The sequence below is a fragment of the Bradyrhizobium sp. USDA 4510 genome (assembly GCF_054059095.1).
This window is the reverse complement of record NZ_JBSSBT010000001.1, coordinates 7047760-7072807: the sequence shown is the minus strand read 5'-3', so window position 1 is coordinate 7072807 and position 25048 is coordinate 7047760. Positions and strand designations below refer to the sequence as shown.

General features: G+C 65.5%; 21 protein-coding genes and 3 pseudogenes. 11 read left to right on the top strand and 13 right to left on the bottom strand.

Annotation, left to right across the window (positions count from 1 at the left end):
* Positions 1-15 precede the first annotated feature (15 nt).
* The gene (locus ACVMDN_RS33035) at positions 16-573 is read right to left on the bottom strand and encodes an HNH endonuclease (protein ID WP_016845270.1); all 558 of its coding nucleotides are present in this window, start codon (positions 571-573) and stop codon (positions 16-18) included.
* 191 nt (positions 574-764) lie between these two features.
* On the opposite strand from ACVMDN_RS33035, the gene ACVMDN_RS33030 reads away from it, so the two are divergent.
* Positions 765-2519: a chloride channel protein gene (locus ACVMDN_RS33030; RefSeq protein WP_076827406.1), complete on the top strand. Its 1755-nt coding sequence runs from the start codon at positions 765-767 to the stop codon at positions 2517-2519.
* Between the two features lie 157 nt (positions 2520-2676).
* On the opposite strand, the gene ACVMDN_RS33025 is transcribed toward ACVMDN_RS33030, so the two are convergent.
* From ACVMDN_RS33025 to ACVMDN_RS33000, 6 genes and pseudogenes are all read right to left on the bottom strand, one after another.
* Entirely contained in the window at positions 2677-3648 is a 972-nt protein-coding gene (locus ACVMDN_RS33025) for a peptidyl-alpha-hydroxyglycine alpha-amidating lyase family protein (RefSeq protein ID WP_076827407.1), read from the bottom strand.
* Positions 3649-3757: 109 nt separating this feature from the next.
* Complete coding sequence (locus ACVMDN_RS33020; protein ID WP_076827408.1) at positions 3758-5545, bottom strand: flavin-containing monooxygenase; 1788 nt, start codon at positions 5543-5545, stop codon at positions 3758-3760.
* Between the two features lie 111 nt (positions 5546-5656).
* Positions 5657-6590, bottom strand: a pseudogene (locus ACVMDN_RS33015) (DUF2855 family protein).
* 257 nt (positions 6591-6847) lie between these two features.
* Positions 6848-8366 (bottom strand): annotated as a pseudogene (locus ACVMDN_RS33010) (acyl-CoA synthetase).
* Positions 8367-8381: 15 nt separating this feature from the next.
* Complete coding sequence (locus ACVMDN_RS33005) at positions 8382-9572, bottom strand: ABC transporter substrate-binding protein (RefSeq protein ID WP_076827411.1); 1191 nt, start codon at positions 9570-9572, stop codon at positions 8382-8384.
* A 29-nt stretch (positions 9573-9601) separates the two neighbouring features.
* On the bottom strand, positions 9602-10573 hold the full coding sequence (locus tag ACVMDN_RS33000) for an NAD(P)H-dependent flavin oxidoreductase (protein WP_076827499.1): 972 nt from the start codon (positions 10571-10573) through the stop codon (positions 9602-9604).
* A 179-nt stretch (positions 10574-10752) separates the two neighbouring features.
* Here ACVMDN_RS33000 and ACVMDN_RS32995 point away from each other — a divergent pair, with 179 nt between their 5' ends.
* On the top strand, positions 10753-11640 hold the full coding sequence (locus ACVMDN_RS32995; protein ID WP_141340062.1) for a LysR family transcriptional regulator: 888 nt from the start codon (positions 10753-10755) through the stop codon (positions 11638-11640).
* A gap of 111 nt (positions 11641-11751) precedes the next feature.
* Here ACVMDN_RS32995 and ACVMDN_RS32990 read toward each other — a convergent pair whose 3' ends face one another.
* On the bottom strand, positions 11752-13314 hold the full coding sequence (locus ACVMDN_RS32990) for a glycoside hydrolase family 17 protein (RefSeq protein WP_076827415.1): 1563 nt from the start codon (positions 13312-13314) through the stop codon (positions 11752-11754).
* Positions 13315-13480: 166 nt separating this feature from the next.
* Positions 13481-14134: a DNA-3-methyladenine glycosylase family protein gene (locus ACVMDN_RS32985; protein WP_076827500.1), complete on the bottom strand. Its 654-nt coding sequence runs from the start codon at positions 14132-14134 to the stop codon at positions 13481-13483.
* Between the two features lie 133 nt (positions 14135-14267).
* On the opposite strand from ACVMDN_RS32985, the pseudogene gluQRS reads away from it, so the two are divergent.
* Together gluQRS and ACVMDN_RS32975 are read left to right on the top strand one after the other, a co-directional pair.
* A pseudogene (gene gluQRS / locus ACVMDN_RS32980) lies at positions 14268-15138 on the top strand (tRNA glutamyl-Q(34) synthetase GluQRS).
* A gap of 115 nt (positions 15139-15253) precedes the next feature.
* The gene (locus ACVMDN_RS32975) at positions 15254-16585 is read left to right on the top strand and encodes an ATP-binding protein (protein WP_076827504.1); all 1332 of its coding nucleotides are present in this window, start codon (positions 15254-15256) and stop codon (positions 16583-16585) included.
* On the opposite strand, the gene ACVMDN_RS32970 is transcribed toward ACVMDN_RS32975, so the two are convergent.
* Positions 16512-17372, bottom strand: coding sequence for a YihY/virulence factor BrkB family protein (locus tag ACVMDN_RS32970; protein ID WP_371852129.1), 861 nt, complete (start codon positions 17370-17372; stop codon positions 16512-16514). The two genes, ACVMDN_RS32975 and ACVMDN_RS32970, sit on opposite strands and share 74 nt — an antisense overlap.
* 166 nt (positions 17373-17538) lie before the next feature.
* On the opposite strand from ACVMDN_RS32970, the gene ACVMDN_RS32965 reads away from it, so the two are divergent.
* The 5 genes from ACVMDN_RS32965 (at position 17539) to ACVMDN_RS32945 (ending at position 21332) form a co-directional block, all read left to right on the top strand.
* Positions 17539-17733: a twin transmembrane helix small protein gene (locus tag ACVMDN_RS32965; protein WP_028340366.1), complete on the top strand. Its 195-nt coding sequence runs from the start codon at positions 17539-17541 to the stop codon at positions 17731-17733.
* A 79-nt stretch (positions 17734-17812) separates the two neighbouring features.
* Positions 17813-18385 carry a cob(I)yrinic acid a,c-diamide adenosyltransferase gene (locus ACVMDN_RS32960; RefSeq protein WP_076827419.1) on the top strand — a complete coding sequence of 191 codons (573 nt, stop codon included), beginning with the start codon at positions 17813-17815 and terminating at the stop codon, positions 18383-18385.
* Between the two features lie 117 nt (positions 18386-18502).
* Complete coding sequence (locus ACVMDN_RS32955) at positions 18503-19252, top strand: electron transfer flavoprotein subunit beta/FixA family protein (protein WP_016845285.1); 750 nt, start codon at positions 18503-18505, stop codon at positions 19250-19252.
* Positions 19252-20202 carry an electron transfer flavoprotein subunit alpha/FixB family protein gene (locus tag ACVMDN_RS32950; RefSeq protein ID WP_141340063.1) on the top strand — a complete coding sequence of 317 codons (951 nt, stop codon included), beginning with the start codon at positions 19252-19254 and terminating at the stop codon, positions 20200-20202. Before ACVMDN_RS32955 ends, ACVMDN_RS32950 begins: the two co-directional genes overlap by 1 nt.
* A 248-nt stretch (positions 20203-20450) precedes the next feature.
* On the top strand, positions 20451-21332 hold the full coding sequence (locus tag ACVMDN_RS32945) for a 3-hydroxybutyryl-CoA dehydrogenase (RefSeq protein WP_076827506.1): 882 nt from the start codon (positions 20451-20453) through the stop codon (positions 21330-21332).
* 133 nt (positions 21333-21465) lie between these two features.
* On the opposite strand, the gene ACVMDN_RS32940 is transcribed toward ACVMDN_RS32945, so the two are convergent.
* Positions 21466-22677, bottom strand: coding sequence for a pyridoxal phosphate-dependent aminotransferase (locus tag ACVMDN_RS32940; protein WP_076827423.1), 1212 nt, complete (start codon positions 22675-22677; stop codon positions 21466-21468).
* Entirely contained in the window at positions 22674-23057 is a 384-nt protein-coding gene (locus ACVMDN_RS32935; RefSeq protein ID WP_076827425.1) for a tautomerase family protein, read from the bottom strand. Before ACVMDN_RS32935 ends, ACVMDN_RS32940 begins: the two co-directional genes overlap by 4 nt.
* Before the next feature lie 110 nt (positions 23058-23167).
* Here ACVMDN_RS32935 and ACVMDN_RS32930 point away from each other — a divergent pair, with 110 nt between their 5' ends.
* Positions 23168-24019: a LysR substrate-binding domain-containing protein gene (locus ACVMDN_RS32930; RefSeq protein WP_076827508.1), complete on the top strand. Its 852-nt coding sequence runs from the start codon at positions 23168-23170 to the stop codon at positions 24017-24019.
* Between the two features lie 121 nt (positions 24020-24140).
* Positions 24141-24329, top strand: coding sequence for a putative motility protein (locus ACVMDN_RS32925; protein WP_076827427.1), 189 nt, complete (start codon positions 24141-24143; stop codon positions 24327-24329).
* On the opposite strand, the gene tlpA is transcribed toward ACVMDN_RS32925, so the two are convergent.
* Positions 24330-25010: a thiol:disulfide interchange protein TlpA gene (tlpA, locus tag ACVMDN_RS32920; RefSeq protein WP_076827429.1), complete on the bottom strand. Its 681-nt coding sequence runs from the start codon at positions 25008-25010 to the stop codon at positions 24330-24332.
* Positions 25011-25048: the final 38 nt, after the last annotated feature.

Genomic DNA, 25048 nt, shown 5'->3' with positions numbered 1-25048 from the left:
GCGCGCCAGCGCGCTCTACGGATCGAGCTCAGTATCCCAGTAGAGATAATCGAGCCAGCTCTCGTGCAGATAGTTCGGCGGAAACAGCCGGCCGTTGCGATGCAGCTGATGCACGGTCGGGGCGTAGGGCGTCTGCTTCGGAAACATCTTGGCCTGCTGCGGCGTCAGATTGCCCTTACGCAAATTGCAGGGCGAGCAGGCGGCGACGACGTTTTCCCAGGTGGTCTGGCCACCCTTGCTGCGCGGAATGATGTGATCGAAGGTGAGATCGTCGCCCGACAGGCAATACTGGCAGCTGAATCGGTCGCGCAGGAAAACGTTGAACCGGGTGAAGGCGGGGTGGGTGGTCGGCTTGACGAAGGACTTGAGGGATACGACGCTCGGCAGCTGGATTTCGAAGGAAGGACTTCGTACCGCCCGGTCGTAATATTCGACGATGTTGACACGATCGAGGAACACCGCCTTGATCGCGTCCTGCCAGGACCAGAGCGACAGCGGGTAATAACTCAGCGGCCGGAAGTCCGCATTCAAGACCAGCACCGGCCAACCGCCTTGCGAGACATGTGCGTTCAAATAACGCTCCTGACTCCCATTAGCTGCGAAGCAGCATGCACTCACATACTACAGGCAGCGTGACGGGATTGTGAAGAGCAATGAGCGGCTTATCCGCCGCGCCCTGCCATGTTCCTGCCCCGATTGCCTCCCACCCGCGAGGCCCGTAAAGGGAGCCGCAAGGCCCTGTCGGCCAGTGACGGACCTTGCCGATGACCACGACCTCAAGCTATCTCGAGGCGCCGCGCCGGTTGCGCGCGTTCGTGCGCGCGCACGAGACGAGCCTTGTGGTGCTGGCGGTGCTGATCGGCGCCATTGGCGGCCTCGTGGTGGCGGTCATGAGCAGCCTCGTCACGGTGCTGCATTCGGTGCTGTTCAATCTGCCGCCCGGCGACCGGTTGTCGAGCCAGCCCAGCATCGATCCCGTGCGCGCGCTCGTGGTTCCCACGATCGGCGGCCTGCTGCTGGGATTTGCGTTCCTTCTGTTGCTCCGGGTCCGGCCGGCCCGCGAAATCGACCCGATCGAGGCCAACGCGCTTTATGGCGGGCGGATGTCGTTCCGCGGCAGCATGATCGTGGCGCTGCAGACGATCTGGTCAAGCGGCGTCGGCGGCTCGGTCGGGCTCGAGGCCGGCTACACCCAGCTCTCCAGCGGCCTCGCCGCCTCGCTCGGGCGCGGCTTTCACCTCCGCCGCAACGACCAGCGAATCATGGTGGGCTGCGGTGCGGCGGCGGCGATCGCCGGCGCCTTCAGCGCGCCGCTTGCGGGTGCGTTCTACGCTTTCGAGCTTGTGATCGGCGGCTATACGCCGGCCAGCCTGACCCCGGTCGGCGTGGCGGCGGTGACCGGCTACTTCGTTGCCCATGCCTTCGAACCGCTGCCGCTCGGCGTCGGCGTCGGAACCGTCGGCGATGTGCTCGGACGGGATCTTGCGATTGCAGCGCTGCTCGGCATGGTCGCGGCCCTGACCGGCATTGCGATCATGCGCGGGGTGACGCTGTGCGAGGCGCTGCTGACCAAGAGCCGGCTGTGGCCGCCGCTGCGGCCGGCGCTCGGCGGGCTTGCGGTCGGCGCGATGGCGCTATTGACGCCGCAGGTGATGTCGTCGGGCCATGGCGCGCTGCGCTTCGCCGGCATCGTGGCGATGCCGCTTGCCTTCATCGCCGGCGTGTTCGCGCTGAAGGCGGTGGCCTCGATCATCTCGCTCGGCTCGGGCTTTCGTGGCGGATTGTTCTTCGCCACGCTGTTCATGGGCGCGCTCGGCGGCCGGCTGTTCGCCGCCGGCGTCGACATCGTGTGGCCGGGGCTGAACCTCGACCCCAACGCCTATGCGGTGATCGGCATGAGCGCGCTGTCGGCCTCGGTGATCGGCGGTCCACTGACGATGTCGTTCATCGCGCTGGAATCCACCGGCAACCTCTGGCTTACCACCGCGGTGCTGGTCGCGGTCATCATCTCGACCACGATCACGCGCGAGCTATTCGGCTATTCGTTCGCGACCTGGCGATTGCATCTGCGCGGCGAGACCATCCGCAGCGCCGCCGATATCGGCTGGATCCGCGATCTCACGGTCGGCAAGATGATGCGGCAGGACATGACGACGGTGAACGCCGCGATGCCGATCGAGGCGTTCCGCGAGGAATTCCCCCCGGGCTCGAAGACCCAGGTCGTCGCGGTCGACGGCGAGGGGCATTACGCCGGGCTTGCGCTGGTCGCCGAAGCGCATGCGCCCGATATCGAGGCCGACAAGGGGCTTGCCGCGATTCTGCGCTATGCCGATGTGGTGCTGCATCCCGGCATGAACGTGCAGGAGGCGATCGCGGTGTTCGACGCGGCCGAAGCGGAATCGCTCGCCGTGGTCGAAGGTGACCGCCGGCCGATCGGCCTGCTCACCGAAGCGCACGCCATGCGGCGCTACGCGGAAGAATCCGAGCAGCGCCGCCGCGAGGTGATCGGCGAGATTTGATTGCGCGGGAACGCTTTTCGACCCGTCATCCTGAGGAGCCGCGAAGCGGCGTCTCGAAGGATGCACGGCCACCAGCCGGGGGCCGTCGACCCTTCGAGACGCGCGCGATGCGCGCTCCTCAGCGTGACGGTGATGGAGTGACGGTGGGAGACTGAATCTAAACCTTCTCCAGCTTCTGCAGGCACCGCGTCACGCGCACCGCGGCCGGCATCTCGGTGTCCGGAAAGCTGGTCTTCCAGTCGGTGACGCCGACTTCGCCGACATAGATGTCGCCGCGGGAATCCAGCGCGATGCCGTGCGGCGCCAGGAATTTGCCGGTCTCGACGCCGGGGCCTTGCTCGCCGCCGAGGCGCGCGATGCGCTTGCCGGTGTGATCCACGATCGACAGTCTCGGGCCGAGATTGGGCACCTTGCGATTCACCGCCATGCCGGGGCCGAGCTCGCCGATCACGAAGTTCGGCTGCTTGCCACCGCCGCAGCAGCACAGCGCGCAGGGCCGGTGCAGGTTGTTCCACTGCGTCTCGTATCTGCCGTTGCCGTCGAACACCTGGACGCGGTGGTTCTCGCGGTCGGCGACATAGACCCAGCCATCGGCGTCGGTCGCGATGTTGTGCACGATGTTGAACTGGCCGGGGTCGGTGCCGGGCTCGCCCCAGGTTTTGATCAGCTTGCCATCCGGCGTGTATTTGTGGACGCAGGCATTGCCGTAGCCATCGGAGACATAGATCTCGCCCTTCGGCGACAGCGCGGTATGGGTGCAGCGGTGGAACGGCTCGCCGCTCATGAACGGCGCCGGCTTGTTCGGGATGCCGATCGTCAGCAGCACCTTGCCGTCGGTCGAGCATTTGCGCACGGTGTGGTCGCCGTCATCGGTGCAATAGAGATTGTCGTCGGCGTCGATATGCAGGCCGTGGGCACGCGAGAACTCGCCTTCGCCCCAGCTCTTGATGAAATTCCCATCGCGGTCGAGCACCACCATCGGATGGTCGCCGCGGTTGAAAACGTAGACGCGGTCCTTGCTGTCGACCGCGACGGAGGCAACATCGGTCAGGCTCCAGCCGTCGGGGAGTTTTGCGAAGTTCTCCACCACGCGATAGCGGTGTTCGCCGGTGCCGAGGGTGGTTGGCATGTTGTCTCTCCTCTGAGCCGTCATTCCGGGGCGATGCGCAGCATCGAACCCGGAAGCTCGTCATTCCGGGTCTGGTCCTTCGGACCAGCCCGGAATGACGATGGTGGGGTTAGGAAAAATCCGCCCGTGGCCCGACGTCGCGCGGCAACAGGCCTTCCTCGATCGCCTTGATCTGCAATGCGAGATAGCGCGAGTTGATGCGGCATTGCGCGAGGCTGCCGGCGATGAACCACAGGCCGGGCTGCGGCGTGCGGGTGTACATGTTGCGCAGTTCCTGGCCGTCGCCAAAGCCCCAGATCGGGCCGACGCGCGCGGCCATCGCCTCGCCGAACAGTTTCTTGACCAGCTCTTCCTGCGGCCGGTAGCCGGTCGCGAGCACGATCAGGTCGGCGGCAACGATCTCGCCGTTCTTCAGCCGCGCGCCCTCGCTCACGAAGGTGTCGATGTCGGCGAATTGCCGCAGCGCGACCGCACCGCTCGCGACCAGATCGGAGCAGCCGACGTTGAAGTAGTAGCCGCCGCCGCGGGTCAGGTATTTGAACTGCCAGCCGGTGCCGCCATCGCCGAAATCGAGCTTGAAGCCCTTGCGCGCGAGGCCGTCGAGCAGCGGCTTGTCGAGCTCTTTCGACTGCTCGGTCATCAGCACATGGCTGCGCTTGGCGAGCACAAGCGGCATCGAGGTCGCGATCAAATCGTTGTCCTCGAGCGTACCTTCATTGTAGGCGGCATAGGCCAGCTGCGCCGACGGCTCGATATTGGTGATCAGCGTCGAGGAGCGCTGTACCAGCGTGACCTCGGCGCCCGAGGAATGCAGGTCCTGCGCGATGTCGTGGCCGCTGTTGCCGGTGCCGATCACCAGCGCGCGCTTGCCGGTCCAGTTCTCGCCGTCCTCGTAGCGGCTGGAATGCATCACCTTGCCGCCAAAATCTTTCAAACCGGGGATGTCGGGCAGATTGGGAATGCCGCTGACGCCGGTCGCCATCACGACATGGCGCGGCTGCATTGTCCGTGTCGTGCCGTCGGCGCGGCGCAGCTCGACGGTCCAACGCCCCGTTGCGTCGTCATAGCTGCCGCCGACAAATTCCGTGCCGGTCCAGAAGTTCAGCTCCATGGCGTCGACGTAGGCTTCGAACCAGTTGGCGAGCTTGTCCTTCGGGATGTAGGTCGGCCAGTTCGGCGGGAATGGCATGTAGGGCAGGTGATTGACCTGTACCTGGTTGTGCAGGGTCAGCGCGTGATAGCGCTTGCGCCAATTGTCGCCGACGCGTGCTTCGCGGTCGACGATCAGCGCGTCGATCTTGAGCTGCTGCAGCCGCGCGGCGATCGCAAGCCCGGCCTGTCCGCCGCCGACCACCAGCACATCAGGGTTGCGGTCGGCATATTCGGCGGATGCCTTGCGCAGGTCGAGCCAGTTGGGGCCGCGGAAGTCGCGCGAATAGGACTGCCCGCGCGGCCTGGTGTGGCCCTGCTGCTCCTCAAAACCCTTCAGCTCCTCGAGCGCCGTCAGCAAGGTCCAGGCCTTCAGGCGATCGTCGTCGGCGGCATCGGGGATCAGCCGCACGATGCCATGGCCGCGGCCGACCGCCGTCTCGAATTTGAAGATCGCCTCGATCGCATGGGTGCCGGCGCGCGTCACGCGGCGCGGCGCCGCGCGCTCGGCATCGATGCGGAAGTCATGCGGCGCGCTGCGACGCGCATGCGCCGGCAGCTCCTCGATGATTGCGAAGGCCCGGTTGACGGTCTGGATGTTCCAGCTCAGCGCCAGCACGTCGCGCCAGTAGCTGTCGGGATGGAACAGTGGCTTCAGCAGCACATCGTCCGGGCTCGCCAGCGCATCTTCGAACTGCACAAGCCAATTGTCGGCGGCGACCGAAATATCGTCCGTCTTGTCGAGCATTGAGCGTTTCTCGCCATCGGCCGCCTTGCTGATATTTTCTTGGCGGCGTTCCCTTTCCGCGAAGCCTATACCCATTCGAAGGCGTGCAGAAAGGGCGCGACGAGATAGCGCCTATTCGGCCAGCGACAGGATCAGGCCTTGATCCGGTGGAACGCGGCCTTGCAGGGTATCGAGATAGGCCTCGCGCACCGCGGCCGGGCCGCGCCGCTCGACGACGTCGAGCCAAATGGGCAGATGCGGCACGAGCTCCGCCCAGGCGACGCCAAAACGCTGGTCGATGCCGCCCGGACCCCATTCCTTGGCGCGCTTGCGGATCTGGTCCGGGGCGAAGAACCACACCGGGTTGGCGCCGGGCAGCGTCGGCTCCCTCCGGCTCGCTCGCGCGATGCGTGAGCCCGACCCGGCCGGAATAGACCATCTGCGTGCCGAAGTGCCGGTGCAGACTTTCGCGCAGCGCGCTGTTGCCGGCCATGTCGACATAGGCTGTCGGCTCGGCCGCCGGGATCGCGGCAACCTGGTCATAGGTGACGACCTCGTCATAGCAACCGAGCGAGCTGACGAAATCGACATTGCCCTTGGAGGTCAGCCCGATCACGGAGATACCCTGCTTGTGCACGAGATGGGCGAGGCCGAACGCGGTCTTGCTCGAGGCCGACGACAGGATGACGCGGCGTGCGCCGTAGAACGCATTCTCGGCCAGGAAGTCGTCGACTAGGAAGGACAGCATGAACAGCGGCAGCAGCAGCGCGCGGAAATCGCCCTGCCGGCCGGCATAGGTCGGATCGCCGGAGACGCGGGCGTAAGCGTTGTAGACCGGCGAGACCTCCTGCCGGTGCGCGGCGCCGTCGCGCAGGCCGCGCTTGCTGACGTCGGTAGCCTCGATCACCAGATGGGTCGCCATCGGGAAATAGCCGAACAGCGTTTCGCCGGCTGCGATCATCGGATGTTTCGATACCAGCACCTCGCCGAAGCCCCACACCGGGATGATGCCGTAGCCTTCGGGCGCCCGGAACAGCTGCCAGTATTTCAGCTGCTCGCCGATCACGGCGTAGGTGATGTTGTTGGCGGTGAAGGCGAAGCGGGTCACCTTCACCAGCAGCGCATCGGCCGGCAGCGCCGCGGCATCGGGCAACTGCGTCTCGATCACCTTGCACTGCTGCAGATCGTTGCGGATGACGATGAAGTCGGTCGAGTTCATGGCGGTGATGCGGGCTCAGGATGTGCCGGCATCGTTGCGTCGATTGCCGGCCGTTTGCAACAGCAACTAAGTTTCAAACGCCGTTCGCTTCGCCGTCAGATCGTTCAGCCGAGCTGTCCTTCGCGGTAGAGGTCGCGCAGCTTGCGCTTGAAGATCTTGCCGGTGGCTTCCCGCGGCAGCGCGTCCATGAAGCGGATATCCTTCGGCACCTTGAAATTGGCGAGCTTGTCGCGCAGGAAATCCTGGATCGCCGCAACCGAAAGCGTGATGCCTGCTTCCGGCTCGACGCAGGCGAACAGCCGCTCGCCGTATTCGTCGTCGGGAACGCCGAACACCGCGCAGTCGCGGACGCCTGCCATGCCGATAAGGGCATTCTCGATCTCGGCGGGATAGATGTTGACGCCGCCCGAGATCACCATGTCGCGCTTGCGGTCGCACAGGAACAGATAGCCGTCCGCGTCGAGATAGCCGACATCGCCGACGCTGATCAGTCCGTCGTGATCGGCCTCGGCGCGCGCCTTGGCGTTGCCGTGATAGTCGAAGTCCGAGATCAACGTCTGACGCATGAAGATCTCGCCGGGCTCGCCGACGTCGCATTGCGTCCCGTCGGGCCGGAAGATCTTGACGATGCCGCCTTCGATCGCGCGGCCGACGGTGCCGGGCTTGGCCAGCGCTTCGGCTGACGAATGCCAGACCGGGATGCCGGTCTCGGTCGAGCCGAGATATTCGTTGATGACCGGTCCCCACCACTCGATCATCGCGCGCTTGACGTCGACAGGGCAGGGCGCCGCGCCGTGGACGATGAAGCGCAGCGACGACAGGTCGTGGCGGCGCCGCGTCTCCTCGGGCAGGCGCAGCAGCCGCACGAACATGGTCGGCACCATATGCATGTGGGTGACATGGTGGCGCTCGATCAGTTGCAGCAGATCTTCCGGATCGAAGCGCGGCTCAAGCACGATCTTGCAGCCGTTGCGGAACGCGAGCATTCCGTAGGAGTGCGGCGCCGAATGATACATCGGACCGTTCATCAGGATCACCTGATCCTCGTTCGGCTTGACGCCATAGGTGATGGCGCCGACGCGGCGCGGCCGCCGCCTGCTGCTCGAGCCGCATCGGCTTGCGCTTGACGCCCTTCGGCAGTCCGGTAGTGCCCGACGTGTAGAACATCGGCGCCGCGCCGATCGGCGCGTCGGTCAGCGGTTGATGCGTCTCGCGCCAGACGTCCCAGTCGGTCATGCCGTCGGGCACGCGGGTGAGCGCCGGCGCCACGCCATAGGCCGCGGCAATCTCCGGCGGCGTCGTCACCACGAGCAGCTTGATTGCCGGCGGTAGCCCGTCGCGGATCTGCGGCAGCAGATCGGCGTGGCAGACCAGCGTGTCGGCGCCGCTGTCGGACAGGATGTAGGCGACCTCGTCGGCCTTCAGATGCCAGTTGATCGGCACCACCGGGCTGCCGAGCGCGGCCGAAGCCGCGACCACCTCGAACAGCGCGAAATCGTTGCGCAGCATCATGCCGACCGGCTTGCCGCCCTGCACGCCGAGCGCCCGGAAGCCGCTGGCCGCCCGCGCGATGCGGGCGTGAATGTCGCCGTAGCTGATCTGTCTTTCGCCGCTGATGATCATGTCGCGCCTCGTCTTCTAGCGATCGTCCAGGATCTCGCCGAAGCTGATCCAGCTCTTGCCGTTGAACCGGCGCAGCCGCAACTGCTGGAACGGCAGGTAGTCGTCCGGCCCGGTCGATACCGTCATGCCCGGCAACAATAGCGGCAGCGGAACGTCGCGCAATGACGCCGCCTGGCGCATGATGTTTTCGCGGCTGAAATCGTTCTTGCAGGCCTTCAGCACGGCCATCAGCAGTGTCGCATAATGATAGCCCGCCGAGTAGTTCGAGTTGCTGAGGTCCGCATTGGGCAGGTACTGCTTCATGAAGGCAAGATAGTCCTTCACGGCGGGATCATCGGCCCATTGCGCATCCATCGTGTCCTTCTGGTTGCTGGACGAGATCAGGCCGACCGCGTTCTCGAGCCCGGCGGGCTCCAGGAACGAGATCGACGACGCGGAGGTCGGCACGAAGAACAGGTCCGGCTTCCAGCCGATCTCGGCCACGCCCTTGATCATCTGCGGCGTGAACTTGCCGAGCACGACACCGAACAGCACATCGGCACCGGACGCCTTCAGGGTCGCGAGCTGCGAGCTGATGGTGGGCGCTGAGGTCTCGTAGCTCGCTTCCGCGACGATCATGCTCGCGGCCTTGCCGCCGAGCGCACGCTTGAAGCCGGCGACATAGTCGCGGCCGAAATCGTTGTTCTGCGCAAGGATCGCGATCTTTGCGTCGGGCTTGGCCTGCAGCACATATTTGGCATAGACCACGCCCTCAGATTCGTAGGACGCCATGCCTGGCATGGTCCACGGATAGGTCTTCGGGTCGGCCCATTTGGTCGCGCCGCTCAGCACGAACAATTGCGGGATCTTCTTGCTGTTGAGATAGCGGTGCACGGCGTTGTTGGTGGCGGTTCCGAGCGAGCCGAACATCATCAGCACCTCCTCCTGCTCCACCAGCTTGCGGGTCTGCTCGACGGTCTTCGGCGGCGAATAGGCGTCGTCCAACGTGATGAATTTCACCTGCCGGCCGTTGATGCCGCCCTCCGCGTTAACCTTCGCGAAAAACGCTTCCTGGGCGCGGCCGATGGTGCCGAAGCCGGAGACCGGTCCGCTATAGGGCAGCGTCTGGCCGATTCGGATCGCTTCGTTGCCGTTGTCGGCGGCGGCCGTGCCGGCGATCGCGCAGACCGCAAGCGCGGCTGCAAGCGCGTGTTGCGCTCGTTTCATGGTTCACTCCCGGACTTTGTGAAACAGCGTCAGGCGCTGGTGCGCAGAAAGTCGCTGCGCGCCGCGGCGAACTCGGACTTGAGCCGCGCCACCAGTTCGGCGACCGGTGGGGCGTCGGTGATCTGGCCGATGCCCTGGCCCGAGCCCCAGATGTCGCGCCAAGCCTTGGCCTTCATGTTGCCGCCGGAGCCGAAGTTCATGCTGGATTTGTCGGCGACCGGCAGGTTGCCCGGATCGAGGCCTGCCGCCGCGATCGACGGTCCGAGATAGTTGCCGTGCACGCCGGTGAACAGGTTCGAATAGATGATGTCGTGCGCGGCGTATTCGGTCAGCGCCTGCTTGTACCTGATATCCGCGTTGGCTTCCGCGGTCGCGATGAAGCGGGTGCCGATATAGGCGAGGTCGGCGCCGAGCGCGAGCGCGGATGCGATGCTCCAGCCGTCGGAGATCGCGCCCGACAGCAGGATCGTGCCCTTGAACCATTGCTTGACCTCGCGCACCAGCGCGAACGGCGACAGCGTGCCGGCGTGGCCGCCCGCGCCGGCGCAGACCAGGATCAGGCCGTCGACGCCCTGCTCGGCGGCCTTGCGCGCGTGCTTTACATTGATGACGTCGTGGAACACCACGCCGCCATAGGAGTGCGCGGCCTCGACGATCTCGGACGGCGGGCGCAGCGAGGTGATGATCACGGGTACCTTGTGCTTCACGCAGGTTTCCATGTCGCGCATCAGCCGGTCGTTGGAGGCGTGGCAGATCTGGTTGACGGCGTAGGGTGCGACCTTCTTTTCCGGATGCAGCGCCTGGTACTCGCCGAGCTCGTTCTCGATCTGGGTCAGCCATTCGTCGAGCTTTTCGGCCGGGCGGGCGTTCAGCGCCGGGAACGAGCCGACGATGCCGGCCTTGCACTGCGCGATCACGAGCTCGGGCCCCGAGACGATGAACAGCGGGGAGCCGACGACCGGCAGTTCAAGCCTGTTGGCGAGCGAAACGGGCAGCGTCATTTTCGGATCCTCCATGCGCGTCGCCCGGCCGGCAGCCGGGGCGGATCGCGATTTATTGTGATGGCTGGAGCGGTGGCGCTCTTGGCGCGGCAATATAAGGCTGGACGGCTCGGTCATGACGTTCAATATTGAACATCGGATCGACCAGAAATGAACGATGTCGCAAGAAGGGGAGCGGCATGGACTGGGAGCTTTGCAAGACATTCGTCGCGGTGGCGGAGACACGCAGCCTTGCCGGGGCGGCACGGCGGCTGCGCATCAGCCATCCCACCGTCGGCCGCAACGTCGCGGCGCTCGAGCAGCAACTCGGCACCCGCCTGTTCGCGCGTTCCAATGACGGCCTGTCGCTGACGTCGCATGGCCGCAAATTCCGCGAGCACGCCGAAGCGATGGCCGCGGCGGCCTTGCGCGCGGAGGCGGCCGCGTCCGCCACCGGTGGGCAGGCGCGCGGTGTCGTGAAGCTGTCGATCGGCGCGACGCTGGCCGCGCACTGGCTGATGCCGCGCCTCGGCCCGTTCCTGCGCGATCACCCCAACATCCAGCTCGAGATCATCACCCATCCGTTCCCGGCCAGCGTGCGCCGCCGCGAGGCCGACGTGGTGCTACGGCCGGTCGATGCGGGCGAGGAGAACCTGATCGGGCGCAAGATCGGGCGGCTCGGCACCGGCTTCTACGCTTCCCGCGACTATGCGGCAGGCCGCAAGCTGCCGGAGCGGCGGGACGAGTGGCGGGGCCACCATGTGATCGGCTTTGCCGACCAGGCCTCGAACGCGCATCTGGCGCGCTGGAGCGACGTCATCACCCGACAGGGCACGCTGGTGATGCGCTGTTCATCGCAGGGCGACATGCTCGCGGCGGCGCGGGCCGGGCTCGGGATTTGCGCGCTGTCCTGCCTGGTCGGGGCCGACTACCCCGATCTGGTGCGGGTCGCGCCGCAAAAGCTCTCGAGCCTTTCCGATCTCTGGCTGCTCGCCCATCCCGATCTGGTCGAGCTTCCCGCGGTGCGCGCCGTCATCGGCTTCGTCACCGACTGCGCGCGCGAGGATCGCGTCAGGCTGCGCGGCTAGAGCGTTTTCGAGCGAAGTGGATACCGGTTCGCGTGAAGAAAACGCGTCAAAACAAGAATCTAGAGCGCCGTTCCGATTCCATCGGAACGGGAAACGCTCTAGGTCGCGTTGTCAAGCACGCGCCCGCAACAGCGTCACCGCGAGCAGGACAAAGGCCGCGCAGGTCCACAGCGACTGCCAGTTCTCCGCCCCTTCGTTGAATCCTGTGTAGATCGCCGTTGCAATGAAAATGCCGGCAAAGATCGACTCCGCCAGTGGGCGGATTCCCTTCGTGGGAGGATTGAGCAGCGTCACGGCCGCAAAGGGCACCGCCGCCATGGTGAGAGGCGCGAAAGGGAAATCAATGAAGCGCGGGTCGAACACGAGACCGATTGCGGTCGCCGTGCCGATCACGACGGTGATCATCAAGGCCAGTCCGTGCAGGGTTGCCAGCACCGATTCAGTGTGGTGACCCTTCGGACCCAACACTTCGAAAAAGCTGGGCGGTGCGCGGCCCGACATCAGGGCGTCGGCGCTCAACACCGGCGAAGCCGTGGCCGCCACCAGCAGCGAGCCCCACACAAGCCAGCCTCCCGTTCCGTAGCTTTCATAGACCAATCTCTGCTCGGCGACGCCAAACAGGATGCCAGCCGTGGTCGCCGATAGCGCGACTGCAAGCCACGACGCGAATGCGGGCTTTCTCGGCTTGCGGCGTAAGGTCAGCCATGCCGCGCCGAAGACGAGGATCGCCAGGCCCATTCCGCTGACCATTTGCAGCTTCCAGAGCGGAAAATTGCTGACCGGTTGGCCCGGCGGATATTTCGGCATGCGCTGCTCGGAATCGAACAGGCCCCAGGAGCCGCCGACCGTGCCCTCGATCTCCCGCTTCCAGCCTTCATCATAGGCCTCGAACAGGTTGACGCGGAAATGCTGGCGCCGGGCAAGGTCGAGGACCTCCGAAACCACTCGCGCCTGATTGATGCGGGACGGCAGCGCGGACTCGCGCATGCGCCCCTCGCTGGGCCAGCCGATTTCTCCGATAAAGATTTCCTTGCCTGGAAAAGCCGCGGCGATCTGCCGGCGCATCTCGTCGGCGTGAGCGGCGGCATCTTCCGCCCGGATTGGAACATTTTCCCAATAGGGCAGGATGTGAACCGTGACGAAGTCGACGGCGTCGGAAAGCTCGCGATTGCTCAGCCAGAATTCCCAGACGTCGGCATAGGTGACGGGCACGGAGACCTGCGCCTTGATCGAGCGGATCGTGGCGGCAAGGTCGGAAGCCGACATTTCCTTGCGTAGCAAGACTTCGTTGCCGACCACGAGCGCGATGATGGTTTCCGGATATTCCTGGGCGAGGCGGATCGCGGTGGCGACCTGCGTTGCATTCTTCTTGCGGTCTCGATCGAGGAAGATGCCCTGGATGACCTTCAGCCCCGCCTTGGCCGCGAGTGCGGGAATCTGATCGAGACCAAGATCGGTCGCATAGGTGCGGATGCAGTCGGATATCTTCGCGAGTTGCGCGAGGTCTTCCGCGATCTGTTCCGGCGAGACCTGCGTCGCCGGCGAAAGCGATGTCTGATTGTTACGGAACGGCGCGTACGAGATGCATTGCACCTTGTCGTTCGGATCGATCGGCGCGCGCGGCAGGTCGACCGGGATGCCGAGCCACCACCACGCCGCGGCGATCGCGCCCAGGGATAACGAGAGAAGCGTCAGCGGGATACGGAAAGAAATCAGGTCCGTCTCCTTGCAATAAGGACGTGCTGCGCGTGCAAAATGGGCGAGGCCGGCAAATTGAAAAACTATATCTCTGCTGATTCTATATCACGCGATCACGCAGTTGGTGTGTTTTTCTCCACGACTACTTTGCACCGGCGATCACGCCCTCGCGATTTCTGAGCACGCGATAATATGCCCACCACAGATGCGCTGCGGCGCCGCGCAGCGGACGCCACGGCTCCGCAAGCGGCGCCATCTGCTTCGGCGTCGGCCGCTCCTTCAAGCCGAGCCCGACCTTGACCGCTTCCTGCACGGCGAGGTCGCCCGCGGGCCAGGCATCGCCATGGCCGAGGCAGAACAGCAGATAGACATCGGCGGTCCACGGGCCGATCCCGGGCAGCGCCGTCAGCGTGTTGTGCGCCGCATCGGCCTCCTCATTGGCAAGGACGTCGAGGTTCAGCCGCTCCTCGGCGAGCTCGCGCGCGATGTGCTTCAGCGTCTTGATCTTGGCCGCCGACAGCCCGAGCCGGCCGAGCCGGTCGGCCCGCGCCTTGCGGATCGCGTCATGGTGGAACGGGTCGAACGCCGTGCTGACGCGCCCCCAGATCGCCGCCGCACTCGCGGTCGAGAGCTGCTGGCCGCAGATGATCGCGGCAAGCCCGGCAAATCCGGGCTCGCGCTGCCGGATCGCCGGCATGCCGGTCAGCTCCAGGATCGGGCGCAGGCGGCGGTCCTGCTCGACAAGTTTATGGATCGCGTCGTCGAGGTCGGCCTGGGTTTCGAGGTGAATCAGCATTTGCGGGGTCTGCATCGGCTTGTCAGGCGCGGGCTTGACCCGCGCATCGATCTCCTATCGTAACAGAGTCTTGTCCGGGCGCATGAACCAGAGTCGCCGGGGCAAGTCCGGCAATGACGCGTGACCGATCACCATGCCACCCGTTTTCCGCTTCGCGCCGAGTCCGAACGGCTACCTGCATCTCGGCCACGCCTATTCGGCGCTGCTCAACCACGACCTCGCGCGGCAGTCGGGCGGACGCTTGCTGCTGCGGATCGAGGACATCGACGCGACGCGCTGCCGGCCGGAATTCGAGCAGGCGATTTATGAGGATCTGGCCTGGCTCGGCATCGCCTGGGAGACCCCGGTGCGGCGGCAGTCCGAGCATTTCGGCGCCTATGGCGCGGCGCTCGACCGCCTGTCGGCCCAGCGGCTGGTCTACCCGAGCTTCGAAAGCCGGGCCGAGATCGCGCGGCTGGTCGCGGAGCGCGAGGCCGGCGGCGCGTGGCCGCGCGATCCGGACGGCGCGCCGCTTTATCCGGGGCTGGCCAAATCGCTGTCGGCCGCGGCGCGCGACCGGCTGATCGGGCAGGGTGTGCCGTTCGCGTTGCGGCTCGACATGGCCTCAGCCCGCGCGCGCGCCGGTGAGCTGCGTTGGCTGGAAGCGGGCGAGGGGCCGGCTGGCGAGAGCGGAGACGTCGTGGCCCGGCCTGAGGCCTGGGGCGACGTGATCCTGGCGCGCAAGGAGACCCCAACCAGCTACCATCTCTCGGTCGTGATCGATGACGCCCTGCAGGGCCGTTACCGATGTCGTCAGGGGCGTTGACCTGTTCTGGTCGACCAGCGTGCATCGGCTGTTGCAGGAACTGCTCGGCCTGCCCGCGCCAAACTACCGGCACCACCGGCTGATCCGAGACGCGGCCGGCCAAAAGCTGTCGAAATCGACCCAGGCGACCGGACTGCGCGAATTGCGGGCGGCTGGGGCGAGCCCGGCCGATATCCGCCGCCTGGTCGGCTTGCCGTAGATTCTGGCCAATTGATCGCATGATGGCGTTTTGCGCGGGCGCGCCGTAAACGTCGCCGTGACTCCGGCACGCCTGGCATGCCATGTTGTTGACCGGGGTGGGGATCACGGAGACCATGGCGTCAAAATCGCGCGCACGGCGCAGCAAGCGGCCATCCAAAAGGACGCCGCCGAAGGCGCGCGCCGCCAAACCGCGTGCTGCCAAGACACGAACTGCCAAAACACGAACTGCCAAGGCCCGCGCCGCCAAGGTGGCGGCCAGGCCGCGCCGCAAGCGGGCCGTGCCCAAGCCGGCCCCGAAGGCCGGTCCCGGCATGGTCGATGCCGCGCTTGCCGCCTTTGCCCATGAGGTGCGGACGCCGCTCACCGGAATCCTTGCGATCAGCAATCTGCTCGCGACATCCGATCTCGGCGAGCGCGAGCGGCGCTGGGTCGACACCATCAAGGCCGGCGCCGAACATCTGGCGAGCCTTGCGACCCTGTTCGTCGACGCCGCCCGGAGCGAGGGGCCGGGGCTCGAGATCCGGCAGGATTTCTTCGACCTGCGCACGCTGGCGCGTCACGCAGCGGATTCGCTCGCCGGCCGCGCGGCGGCCAAGGGGCTGCAGGCTTCCGTCGAGGTCTCCGACCAGTTGCCTGCCTTCGCGGTCGGCGATCCCGTCCGTCTGCGCGCGGCGCTGGAAAATCTGATCGACAACGCGGTGAAGTTCACCGAGCAGGGTAGCATCGAGCTGCGTATCGTGCCGGTGGGCATGGTCAAGGCAAGGTCGGGCGACAAGATCGGCGTCGCGTTCGCGATCTCCGACAGCGGGATCGGCCTGACGCTATCGGAGGTGAAGCGCCTGTTCCGGCCGTTCTCGCAGGCCAACGTCTCGATCGCCGCGCGGTTCGGCGGCGCCGGGCTCGGCCTGTCGTCCGTCAGGCAGCTCGCGCGCGCCATGGGCGGCGACATCGTCGCGGACCGGCGCGCCGGCGGGGGCACCACCTTCACGCTCAAGGTGGAACTGGCGCCCGCCGAAGGGCCGGCCGGCACCGCCTCCGGCGAGAGCGCGGCGGCGCTGCTGTCGCAAGGGCTGCGGCTGCTCAGTGTCGAGGACAATCCGTTCGGCCGCGTCGTGCTCAACACGATCCTGACCGAGCTCGGCCACCACGCCGAATTCGTCGGTCAGGGCGAGGCCGCGCCCGACCGGCTCGCGCAGGGCGCCTTCGACGCCGTGCTGATGGACATGGTGCTGCCCGGCATCGGCGGCATCGAGGCGATCAAACGCATCCGCGCGCTGCCGCCGCCGCACGGTCGCATCATGATTGTCGGGATTTCCGGCCGGGCCGAGGACGAAGCCGCGGCGCGCGCTGCCGGCGCAGACGGCTTCCTGGTCAAGCCTGTGTCCCCGCGGGCGCTCGCGACTGCGCTGCATGAAGCGACACGCCGTGTGGCAACCGCGACTTGATGATCGCCGCGTTCAACTCGCCGCCGAACACGAAGATCGCGGCGATGAAATACAGGAACACCAGTGCGATCACCACCGAGGCCAGCCCCGCATACATCGTGACGTAGTTGTTGGCGAAGCGTGCGAGGTACATGCCGAAGCCGATGCCCGAGAGCAGCGAGGCCACCATGGTGAAGATGATGCCGGGCAGGATTTGCGTGAAGCTGCGACGGCCCGCCGGCAGCCAGGCGTGCAGGATGAAAAGCGCGACGACCAGCGCCAGGATCGTGACGCCGTAACGGGCGGTGTTGAGCAGGCTCTCGTTCGATTCGACGAAGAACGGGATATAGCGCCGCGCCGCCTCGATGATCAGCGGTCCGAGCACGATCAGGAAAGCCATCGCGAGCGAGGTGAACGCCGCGACCAGCGTGTAGCCGATCGACTCCAGCCGCAGCCAGTACCAGCGCCGCGGCTCGATCACGGCGTAGGCACGGTTCAGCGCCACCCGCAGCGCCTCGACGCCGTTGGAGGCGAAGTAGACCGCGAGCACCGCGCCGATGGTCAGGATATCGCCGCGGGTGTTGGTCAGCACGTCGTGGATCTGGCCGGACAGCGCCTCGGCGACCTGCCGCGGCCAGACCTGCAGCATCAGCCCGACCGCCTGGTCGGCGAGTTGCTTGGAGCCGAAGAAGCCGGCCACCGAGGTCAGCACGATCAGGAACGGAAACAGCGCCATCAGCGTCGACAGCGCGATGTGGCTCGCGATCGCCCAGCCGTCGTCGGCGAGGAACGTGTAAAAGGCATCCATCACGACGTGGGTGACGTAACGAAGCTGCTTCACATTCCACCCGGCATTGTCGAAAACCGCTCGGCCCGAGAACCGACCCAGCATCTGATATTACGCGCTGAAAAGCCAGTTGGTTGCATGGCCGGGCTGTGTGGAAGTCCGCGTCCTGCGGTGTTATGTACCGCAAATGACATCTCTCCTCAGCACGATCATTCTTCCCATCGCCGTCGGCGCCGTCGCGCTGGTGCTCCTGCTCGGCCTCATCAACATGATGAAGGGCGGCTCGCCGAACACGTCGCAAAAGCTGATGCGGCTGCGCGTGCTGCTGCAGTTCGTCGCCATTGTCATCGCGATGCTCGCGGTCTGGGCGATGGGGCGCTAGGTGAGGTAGATTTGTCGGGCTATTCTCCACCTCTCCCGATCGGAGTGGTGGACTCGAACATCGAACACCGGAGCCTGCCATGGTTGTTCTCAATCGGATCTACACGCGCACCGGCGATGACGGCACCACCGCGCTCGGCTCCGGCGAGAGGCGGCCGAAATACGATCTGCGCATTGCCGCCTATGGCACTGTCGACGAGACCAATGCCGCGATCGGCGTGGTGCGGCTGCACCTTGCCGGCAGCCCCGAGGTCGATGCGATGCTGGGCCGGATCCAGAACGATCTGTTCGATCTCGGCGCCGACCTCGCGGTGCCCGAACGCGAGGGCAAGGCCGAACGTCTGCGGATGCTGGCAAGCCAGGTCGAGCGGCTCGAGCGCGATATCGACAGCCTGAACGACCTGCTCGCGCCGCTAACCTCGTTCGTGCTGCCCGGCGGCACGCCTGCCTCTGCCTATCTGCATCTCGCCCGGACGATATGTCGCCGCGCGGAACGGATGATGGTGGAACTCGCCGCCCAACCCGACGAGCCGGTCAATCAGGCTGGCATCCAGTATATGAACCGGCTGTCGGATTTCCTGTTCGTTGCCAGCCGCTTCCAGAACAGTAAGGGAGCGGGAGACGTGTTGTGGGTGCCGGGCCAGAACCGCTAAACTGGTTCAAAACCGGGGGACGGTTTTTTGGCTTTGGCGCGTTGACCGGGAGAAACGGGACCTTTAGGTTCCGCGCCAGCCAACCGAAACCCATAAAATCAAAGCGAAAGAGGATCGATGAAGGTTCTTGTGCCGGTAAAGCGGGTCGTCGACTACAACGTCAAGGTCCGCGTCAAGAGTGACGGGACGGGCGTGGAGCTCGCCAACGTCAAGATGTCGATGAACCCGTTCGACGAAATCGCCGTCGAGGAAGCGCTGCGGCTGAAAGAAGCCGGCAAGGCGACCGAAGTGGTGGTGGTGTCGATCGGACCCGCGCAGGCCTCCGAGACCATTCGCACCGGACTTGCGATGGGTGCCGACCGCGGCATCCTGGTCAAGGCCGAAGGCAATGTCGAACCGCTCGCGGTTGCCAAGATCCTGAAGGCGGTGGTCGAGGCGGAGCAGCCCGGCCTCGTCATTCTCGGCAAGCAGGCGATCGACGACGACTCGAACCAGACCGGCCAGATGCTGGCCGCGCTGCTCGGCTGGTCGCAGGCGACCTTCGCCTCCAAGCTCGAGGTCGAAGGATCCGACTTCAAGGTCACCCGCGAAGTCGACGGCGGCCTGCAGACCATCAAGCTCAAGGGCCCGGCGATCGTCACCACCGACCTGCGCCTGAACGAGCCGCGCTATGCGTCGCTGCCCAACATCATGAAGGCGAAGAAGAAGCCGATCGACGACAAGAGCGTCGCTGACTACGGCGTCGATGTGACGCCGCGTCTGGAAGTGCTGAAGACCGCGGAACCGGCAGGCCGCAAGGCGGGCGTCAAGGTCAAGGACGTCGCCGAACTCGTGAACAAGCTCAAGACCGAAGCCGGGGTTCTCTGATGACGACGCTGTTGATTGCTGAACACGACCACGAGACGCTGAAGGACGCGACCAACAAGGCGCTGACCGCGGCGAGCCAGCTCGGCGGCGATGTCCATGTGCTGGTTGCCGGTGGCGGCCAGGGCACCAAGGCGGCGGCGGAAGCAGCCGCCAAGCTTGCCGGCGTCACCAAGGTGCTGGTGGCCGAAGGCCCGGCCTATGAACACGACCTTGCCGAGCCGCTGGCCGCGCTGATCGTCGCGCTGGCTCCTAGCTATGACGCGTTCGTCGCGCCCGCGACCTCGCGCTTCAAGAATGTGATGCCGCGCGTCGCGGCCTTGCTCGACGTCATGCAGGTCTCCGAGATCATCAAGGTCGTCGCCCCCGACACCTTCGAGCGGCCGATCTATGCCGGCAACGCGATCCAGACCGTGAAGTCGAAGGACGCCAAGAAGGTGATTACGGTGCGCACCTCGACCTTCGCCGCCGCCGGCGAAGGCGGCAGCGCTGCGATCGATAACGCCGCTGCGGCCGCCGATCCCGGCCTGTCGACGTTCGTCGGCGAGGAAGTCGCCAAGAGCGACCGTCCCGAGCTGACCTCGGCCAAGATCATCGTCTCGGGCGGCCGCGCCATGCAGAGCCGCGAGAACTTCGCCAAGTACATCGAGCCGCTCGCCGACAAGCTCGGCGCCGGCGTCGGCGCCTCGCGCGCCGCGGTCGATGCCGGCTATGCGCCGAACGACTGGCAGGTCGGCCAGACCGGCAAGGTGGTGGCTCCGGAACTTTATGTCGCGGTCGGCATCTCCGGCGCGATCCAGCATCTGGCCGGCATGAAGGACTCCAAGGTGATCGTCGCCATCAACAAGGATGAGGACGCGCCGATCTTCCAGGTCGCCGATTACGGCCTGGTCGCCGACCTCTACCAGGCGGTTCCGGAGCTCACCGAAGCGCTCGGCAAGCTCGGAAAGTAAGCGACAAGACACCGGCCGGGTGGGTAAGCTCCGGCCGGTGTTATTATTTTCGAGGCAATGATCCGGAAACGTTTTTCCGAAAGGATCGTGCTCGACGGGGGAAAATGGGACCCGGGTATGATGACCTGTCATCACATCATGGTCCCGGGAAACGTTTTCCGGCGGATTGGGCAACCCGGAAGGCTTTACTTCGGGTATCGTTGGAATTGGGCAGGCGCGATGTGCGCGCCGTTCCGGTGGATGACAAGATGACGGTGGCAATCAAAAAGGTCGGCGTGATCGGTTCGGGCCAGATGGGCAATGGCATTGCCCATGTGGCGGCGCTGGCCGGCTTCGACGTGGTGCTCAATGACGTGTCCGGCGACCGGCTGAAGTCGGCGCTGGCGACCATCAACGGCAATCTGACCCGGCAGGTCGCGAAGAAGGCGATCAGCGAGAGCGACCGCAAGCAGGCGCTCGACCGCATCGCCTCCGCCGAGTCGCTCGACGCGCTCGCCGATTGCGATCTCGTGATCGAGACCGCGATCGAGAAGGAAGAGACCAAGCGCAAGATCTTCCACGAGGTCTGTGCGGTACTGAAGCCGGAGGCGATCGTCGCGACCAACTCGTCGTCGATCTCGATCACAAGGCTCGCCGCCTCGACCGACCGCCCGGAGAAGTTCATCGGCATTCATTTCATGAATCCGGTGCCGGCGATGGAACTGGTCGAGTTGATCCGCGGCATCGCCACCGACGACATGACCTTCGACACCGCCAAGGCGTTCGTCGCCAAGCTCGGCAAACAGGTCGCGGTGTCGGAAGATTTCCCCGCCTTCATCGTCAACCGCATCCTGTTGCCGATGATCAACGAGGCGATCTACACGCTGTATGAAGGCGTCGGTAACGTCGAGGCGATCGATGCCGCGATGAAGCTCGGCGCGCACCATCCGATGGGCCCGCTCGAGCTCGCCGATTTCATCGGCCTCGACACCTGTCTGTCGATCATGCAGGTGCTGCACGAGGGGCTGGCCGACTCCAAGTACCGGCCGTGTCCGCTGCTGGTGAAGTATGTCGAGGCCGGTTGGCTCGGACGCAAGAGCCAGCGCGGCTTCTACGACTATCGCGGCGACAAGCCGATCCCGACGCGGTAATCGTCGCGTCTTCAGATCAGTGCCCGCAGCAGCGCAAGCGTCGCGGGCACCAGACCGACAATCATCGTCACACCCGTTCCAAGTCCGAGCAGATGTGCTGTCAGCGCGAGGCGCGGGGTCCGTCCGTGAGGCGTCATTGCAGTGCCGCGCAGGCGCGCTTCAGCCGCCTTGCGGCCTCCTCGATGGTCGATGACGGGTTGGCGAAGCTGAGGCGGATATAGGGCGACAGCCCGAGATCCTCGCCGGGAAACACTGCCACGTCGGCCGCCTCGAGCAGATAGGCCGAGAAATCGCGGTCGGTCCGGATCACTCTGCCGTCGGGCGCGCGCTTGCCGATTATGCCGGCGCAGGCGACCAGCAGATAGAACGTGCCTTCCGGCGGTGTGCAGGACAGCCCGGCGCATTCGTTCACGAGTTCGGCAAAGCGGTCACGCTTGGCGCGCAGGATGGCGGCACGCGCAAGCAGCACATCCTGCGCGCCGTCGAGCGCGGCAATTGCCGCGGCCTGGCTGATCGACGACGCGCCGGACGTGGTCTGCGACTGGATCGTGATCATCGCGCGGATCAGCGCCGCGGGTCCGGCGGCATAGCCGATGCGCCATCCCATCATGGCGTAGCTCTTGGCGAGGCCACTGACGGTCAGCGTCCGCGGCTTCAGGCGCGGCTCGATTTCCGCAAGCGTCGGCGCCGGAGATCCGTTGAACACGATGTGCTCGTAGAGCCCGTCGGCCAGCACCCGGATTTCCGGATGCCGCAGCAGGACCGTGGCGATCTCGGACAGATTATCACGCGAATACAGCGCGCCGGATGGGTTGACCGGATTGTTGACGATGATCCAGCGGGTTCGCGCCGAGATCGCCGCCTGCAAATCCTCCGCGCGCAGCTTGAAGCCGTTGTTCTGCGCGCACGGCACCACCACCGGCGCCGCGCCGGCCAGCCGTACCTGATCGAGATAGGGCGCCCAATAGGGCGCGGGGATGATGACCTCGTCGTCGGGCGCCAGGGTCGCCAGCAGCGCGTTGAACAGCGCCTGCGTCGAGCCGTTGGTGATGACGATCTCGTCCGGGCCGTAGTCGAGATGATGGTCGCGCAGCAGCGCGGCCTGCACCGCCCGCTTCAGTTCCGGCGTGCCGTCGACATCGGTGTAACGGGTTTCGCCGCGCAATGCGGCTGCATGCGCCGCTGCGATCACATGGTCCGGTGTCGGGAAGTCCAGATTGCCCGACGACAGCTCGATGATGTCGCGCCCGGCAGCTCGCAGTTCGCGGGCGCGGCGGCGCAGCACTGATGCGGGCGATGCCGTGATGCCGCTCATGCGCGGTGAGAGAAGCGGTGCAGCGGTCATCGGACGTATTGCGCCTCACCGTTGCCGAACGACCAGTTCTCGGGGAGCACCTCGACAAGGTTGATGAAGATGTCCTCGGCGCGCAGGCCGGGGCTTTCGGTCAGCCGTTCCGCGATCCGTCGATAGAGCTTCTGCTTCTGCGCCACCGGGCGGGTATTGCTGACAGTAATCTGGATGATGATCAGATCATCGCTGCGCCTGATGCCGAGATAGTCGGCACCATAGAGGAAATCATCGTCATCGTGCTCGGAGATTGTCATGAAGCGATCGCCTTCCGGCACGTCGAAGGTCTCGCGCATGGCGCGATAAAGGCTTTCAAGAACGGCCTTGCGGTAGGCGGCGGGCTTGCCCCGTCGCAATGAAACGCGGGTCAGCGGCATGATGGTGGCTCTCCTAGTGGCGTGACGTGCCGCCGATCCTAGGGGCTCCTTGCTCATTGAAAAACGGTATGGTAATGCATTTCAATGATTTCATATTTAAATGAATGACCATGAAGGCACTCGACGTCGAGGCAGTCCAGGCGTTCGTCCTGGTGGCCGATCTCAGCAGCTTCACGCGCGCGGCGCAGGCGCTGGAGACCACGCAGTCCGCGGTCAGCCTGAAGATCAGGCGTCTGGAAGACGGCCTCGGCCGGCGGCTGCTGGAGCGAACGCCGCGGCTGGTTCGGCTGTCCGCTGAAGGGGCCGCCTTCCTCGGCGCCGCGCGCAATCTGGTGGCCGCGCATCAATCGGCGATCAGCTCGTTTGCCGTCGAGCATCGGCGGCTGGTCGTCGGCATCAGCCACCACATCGTCGGCTCGGAACTCGCCTCGCTGCTGAAGCGGATGAACAGCACCGATCCCGGGCTGGTGATCCAGCTGCACGTCGACACGTCGCGTTCGGTGCTTAGCGCATTCGACGACGGCAGGCTCGATGCTGCGATCGTGCTCCGCCACGACGCCAAGCGCCGCGATGGCGACGTGCTGTTCGAAGAGCCGTTCGGCTGGATGGCCGCACCCGATTTTCACCATCGACCGGGCGAGCCGTTGCGCCTCGCGACGCAAGCCGAGCCGTGCAGCGTGCGTGCCATGGCGGTCGAAGCGCTCGACGCCGCCGGCATCGCCTGGACCGAGGCATTCGTCGGCGGCGGGTTGTCGACGATCGGAGCTGCGATCTCCGCAGGCCTTGCGGTCGCGGCGCTGGCGCGCCGGGTGGCGCCGGCGGACACCGTCGATCTCGGGCCGCGGCTTGGCCTGCCGCCATTGCCGTCCCGCGACGTCATGCTTCACTCAAAACTGTCCGATGCGCGGACACGGCAAGCGCTGCGCACCCTCGGCGCGGCCTTCGCGGCGAACACGGCCTGAGACGCGGATCATCGCGCTAGCGGGAATTTCGAGGCCGATGCGTCAGCCTGACGCGGCCATCGATTACCCAAGCATTAACTTTCGCGCGTTACCTCAAACCCCAGTTTTGGGAGTGCCGCGTATGGACATGATGAGCATGGTCACCAGCATCCTGTCGATGCAGCAGGGTAGTCTGCAGGGTGAGATCGCAACCCGCGTGACCAAGCAGAACCTCGACGCCGAGAAGTTCGCGGTTCAGACCCTGCTCGGCACGCCTTCCACCGCGAATTTGTCGCCCGGCATCGGCGACAACCTCAACACCGTCGCCTGATCAGAACCCGGCTGCGGCTGGCTGCAGCGCGGCCTTCACCAGCTTGATCGCGTCGTCGCTCGCCCATTCGGCGGGACCGGCGATATTGGCGATTTCGCAGCCCTTGCCGTCGACCAGCACCGAGGTCGGCATGCCCAGCGCCTTGCCTATGTTCTTAAGGTCTTGAAAAGCCTTGGCTTTCTGATCCGAAAAATAGCCGAGATTGGTCAGATTGGCCTCTTTCAGGAAGTTTTTCGGCTTGTCCGGGTCGCGGGTGTCGATGTTGATCGCGACCACCTCGAAATCCTTGCCGCCGAGCTTGGTCTGCAGGCTGTCGAGCGCCGGCATTTCCTTGCGGCAGGGCACGCACCAGGTCGCCCACAAATTGACCAGCACGGTCTTGCCGCGCCAGTCCGAGAGCTTCTTCGGCTGGCCGTTGGCGTCCTCGAAGGTCAGGTCGGGCAGCATCAAGGGGGTGGTCGCCATGGTCAGCGCCGCGACCTCGCCGTGGGCAAGCGGGGCGATCTTCTTCGCAAGAGCCACCGCGCTGTTGCAGGCGATATCGCCGCCCGCGGGATGCTTGAGGCTGGAGACCCCCGCATAGCCGATCACAGCCCCGGCCAGCACGGCGCCGATCACCAGCGGGATGCGCCACTTGGCGGTCGGCCTGGCGGTCGGGTTGGGTTGGGTCGTCTCGGGCATATCGTTTGTCATCCTGGGTCGATGTGGCTAAGCAGTGC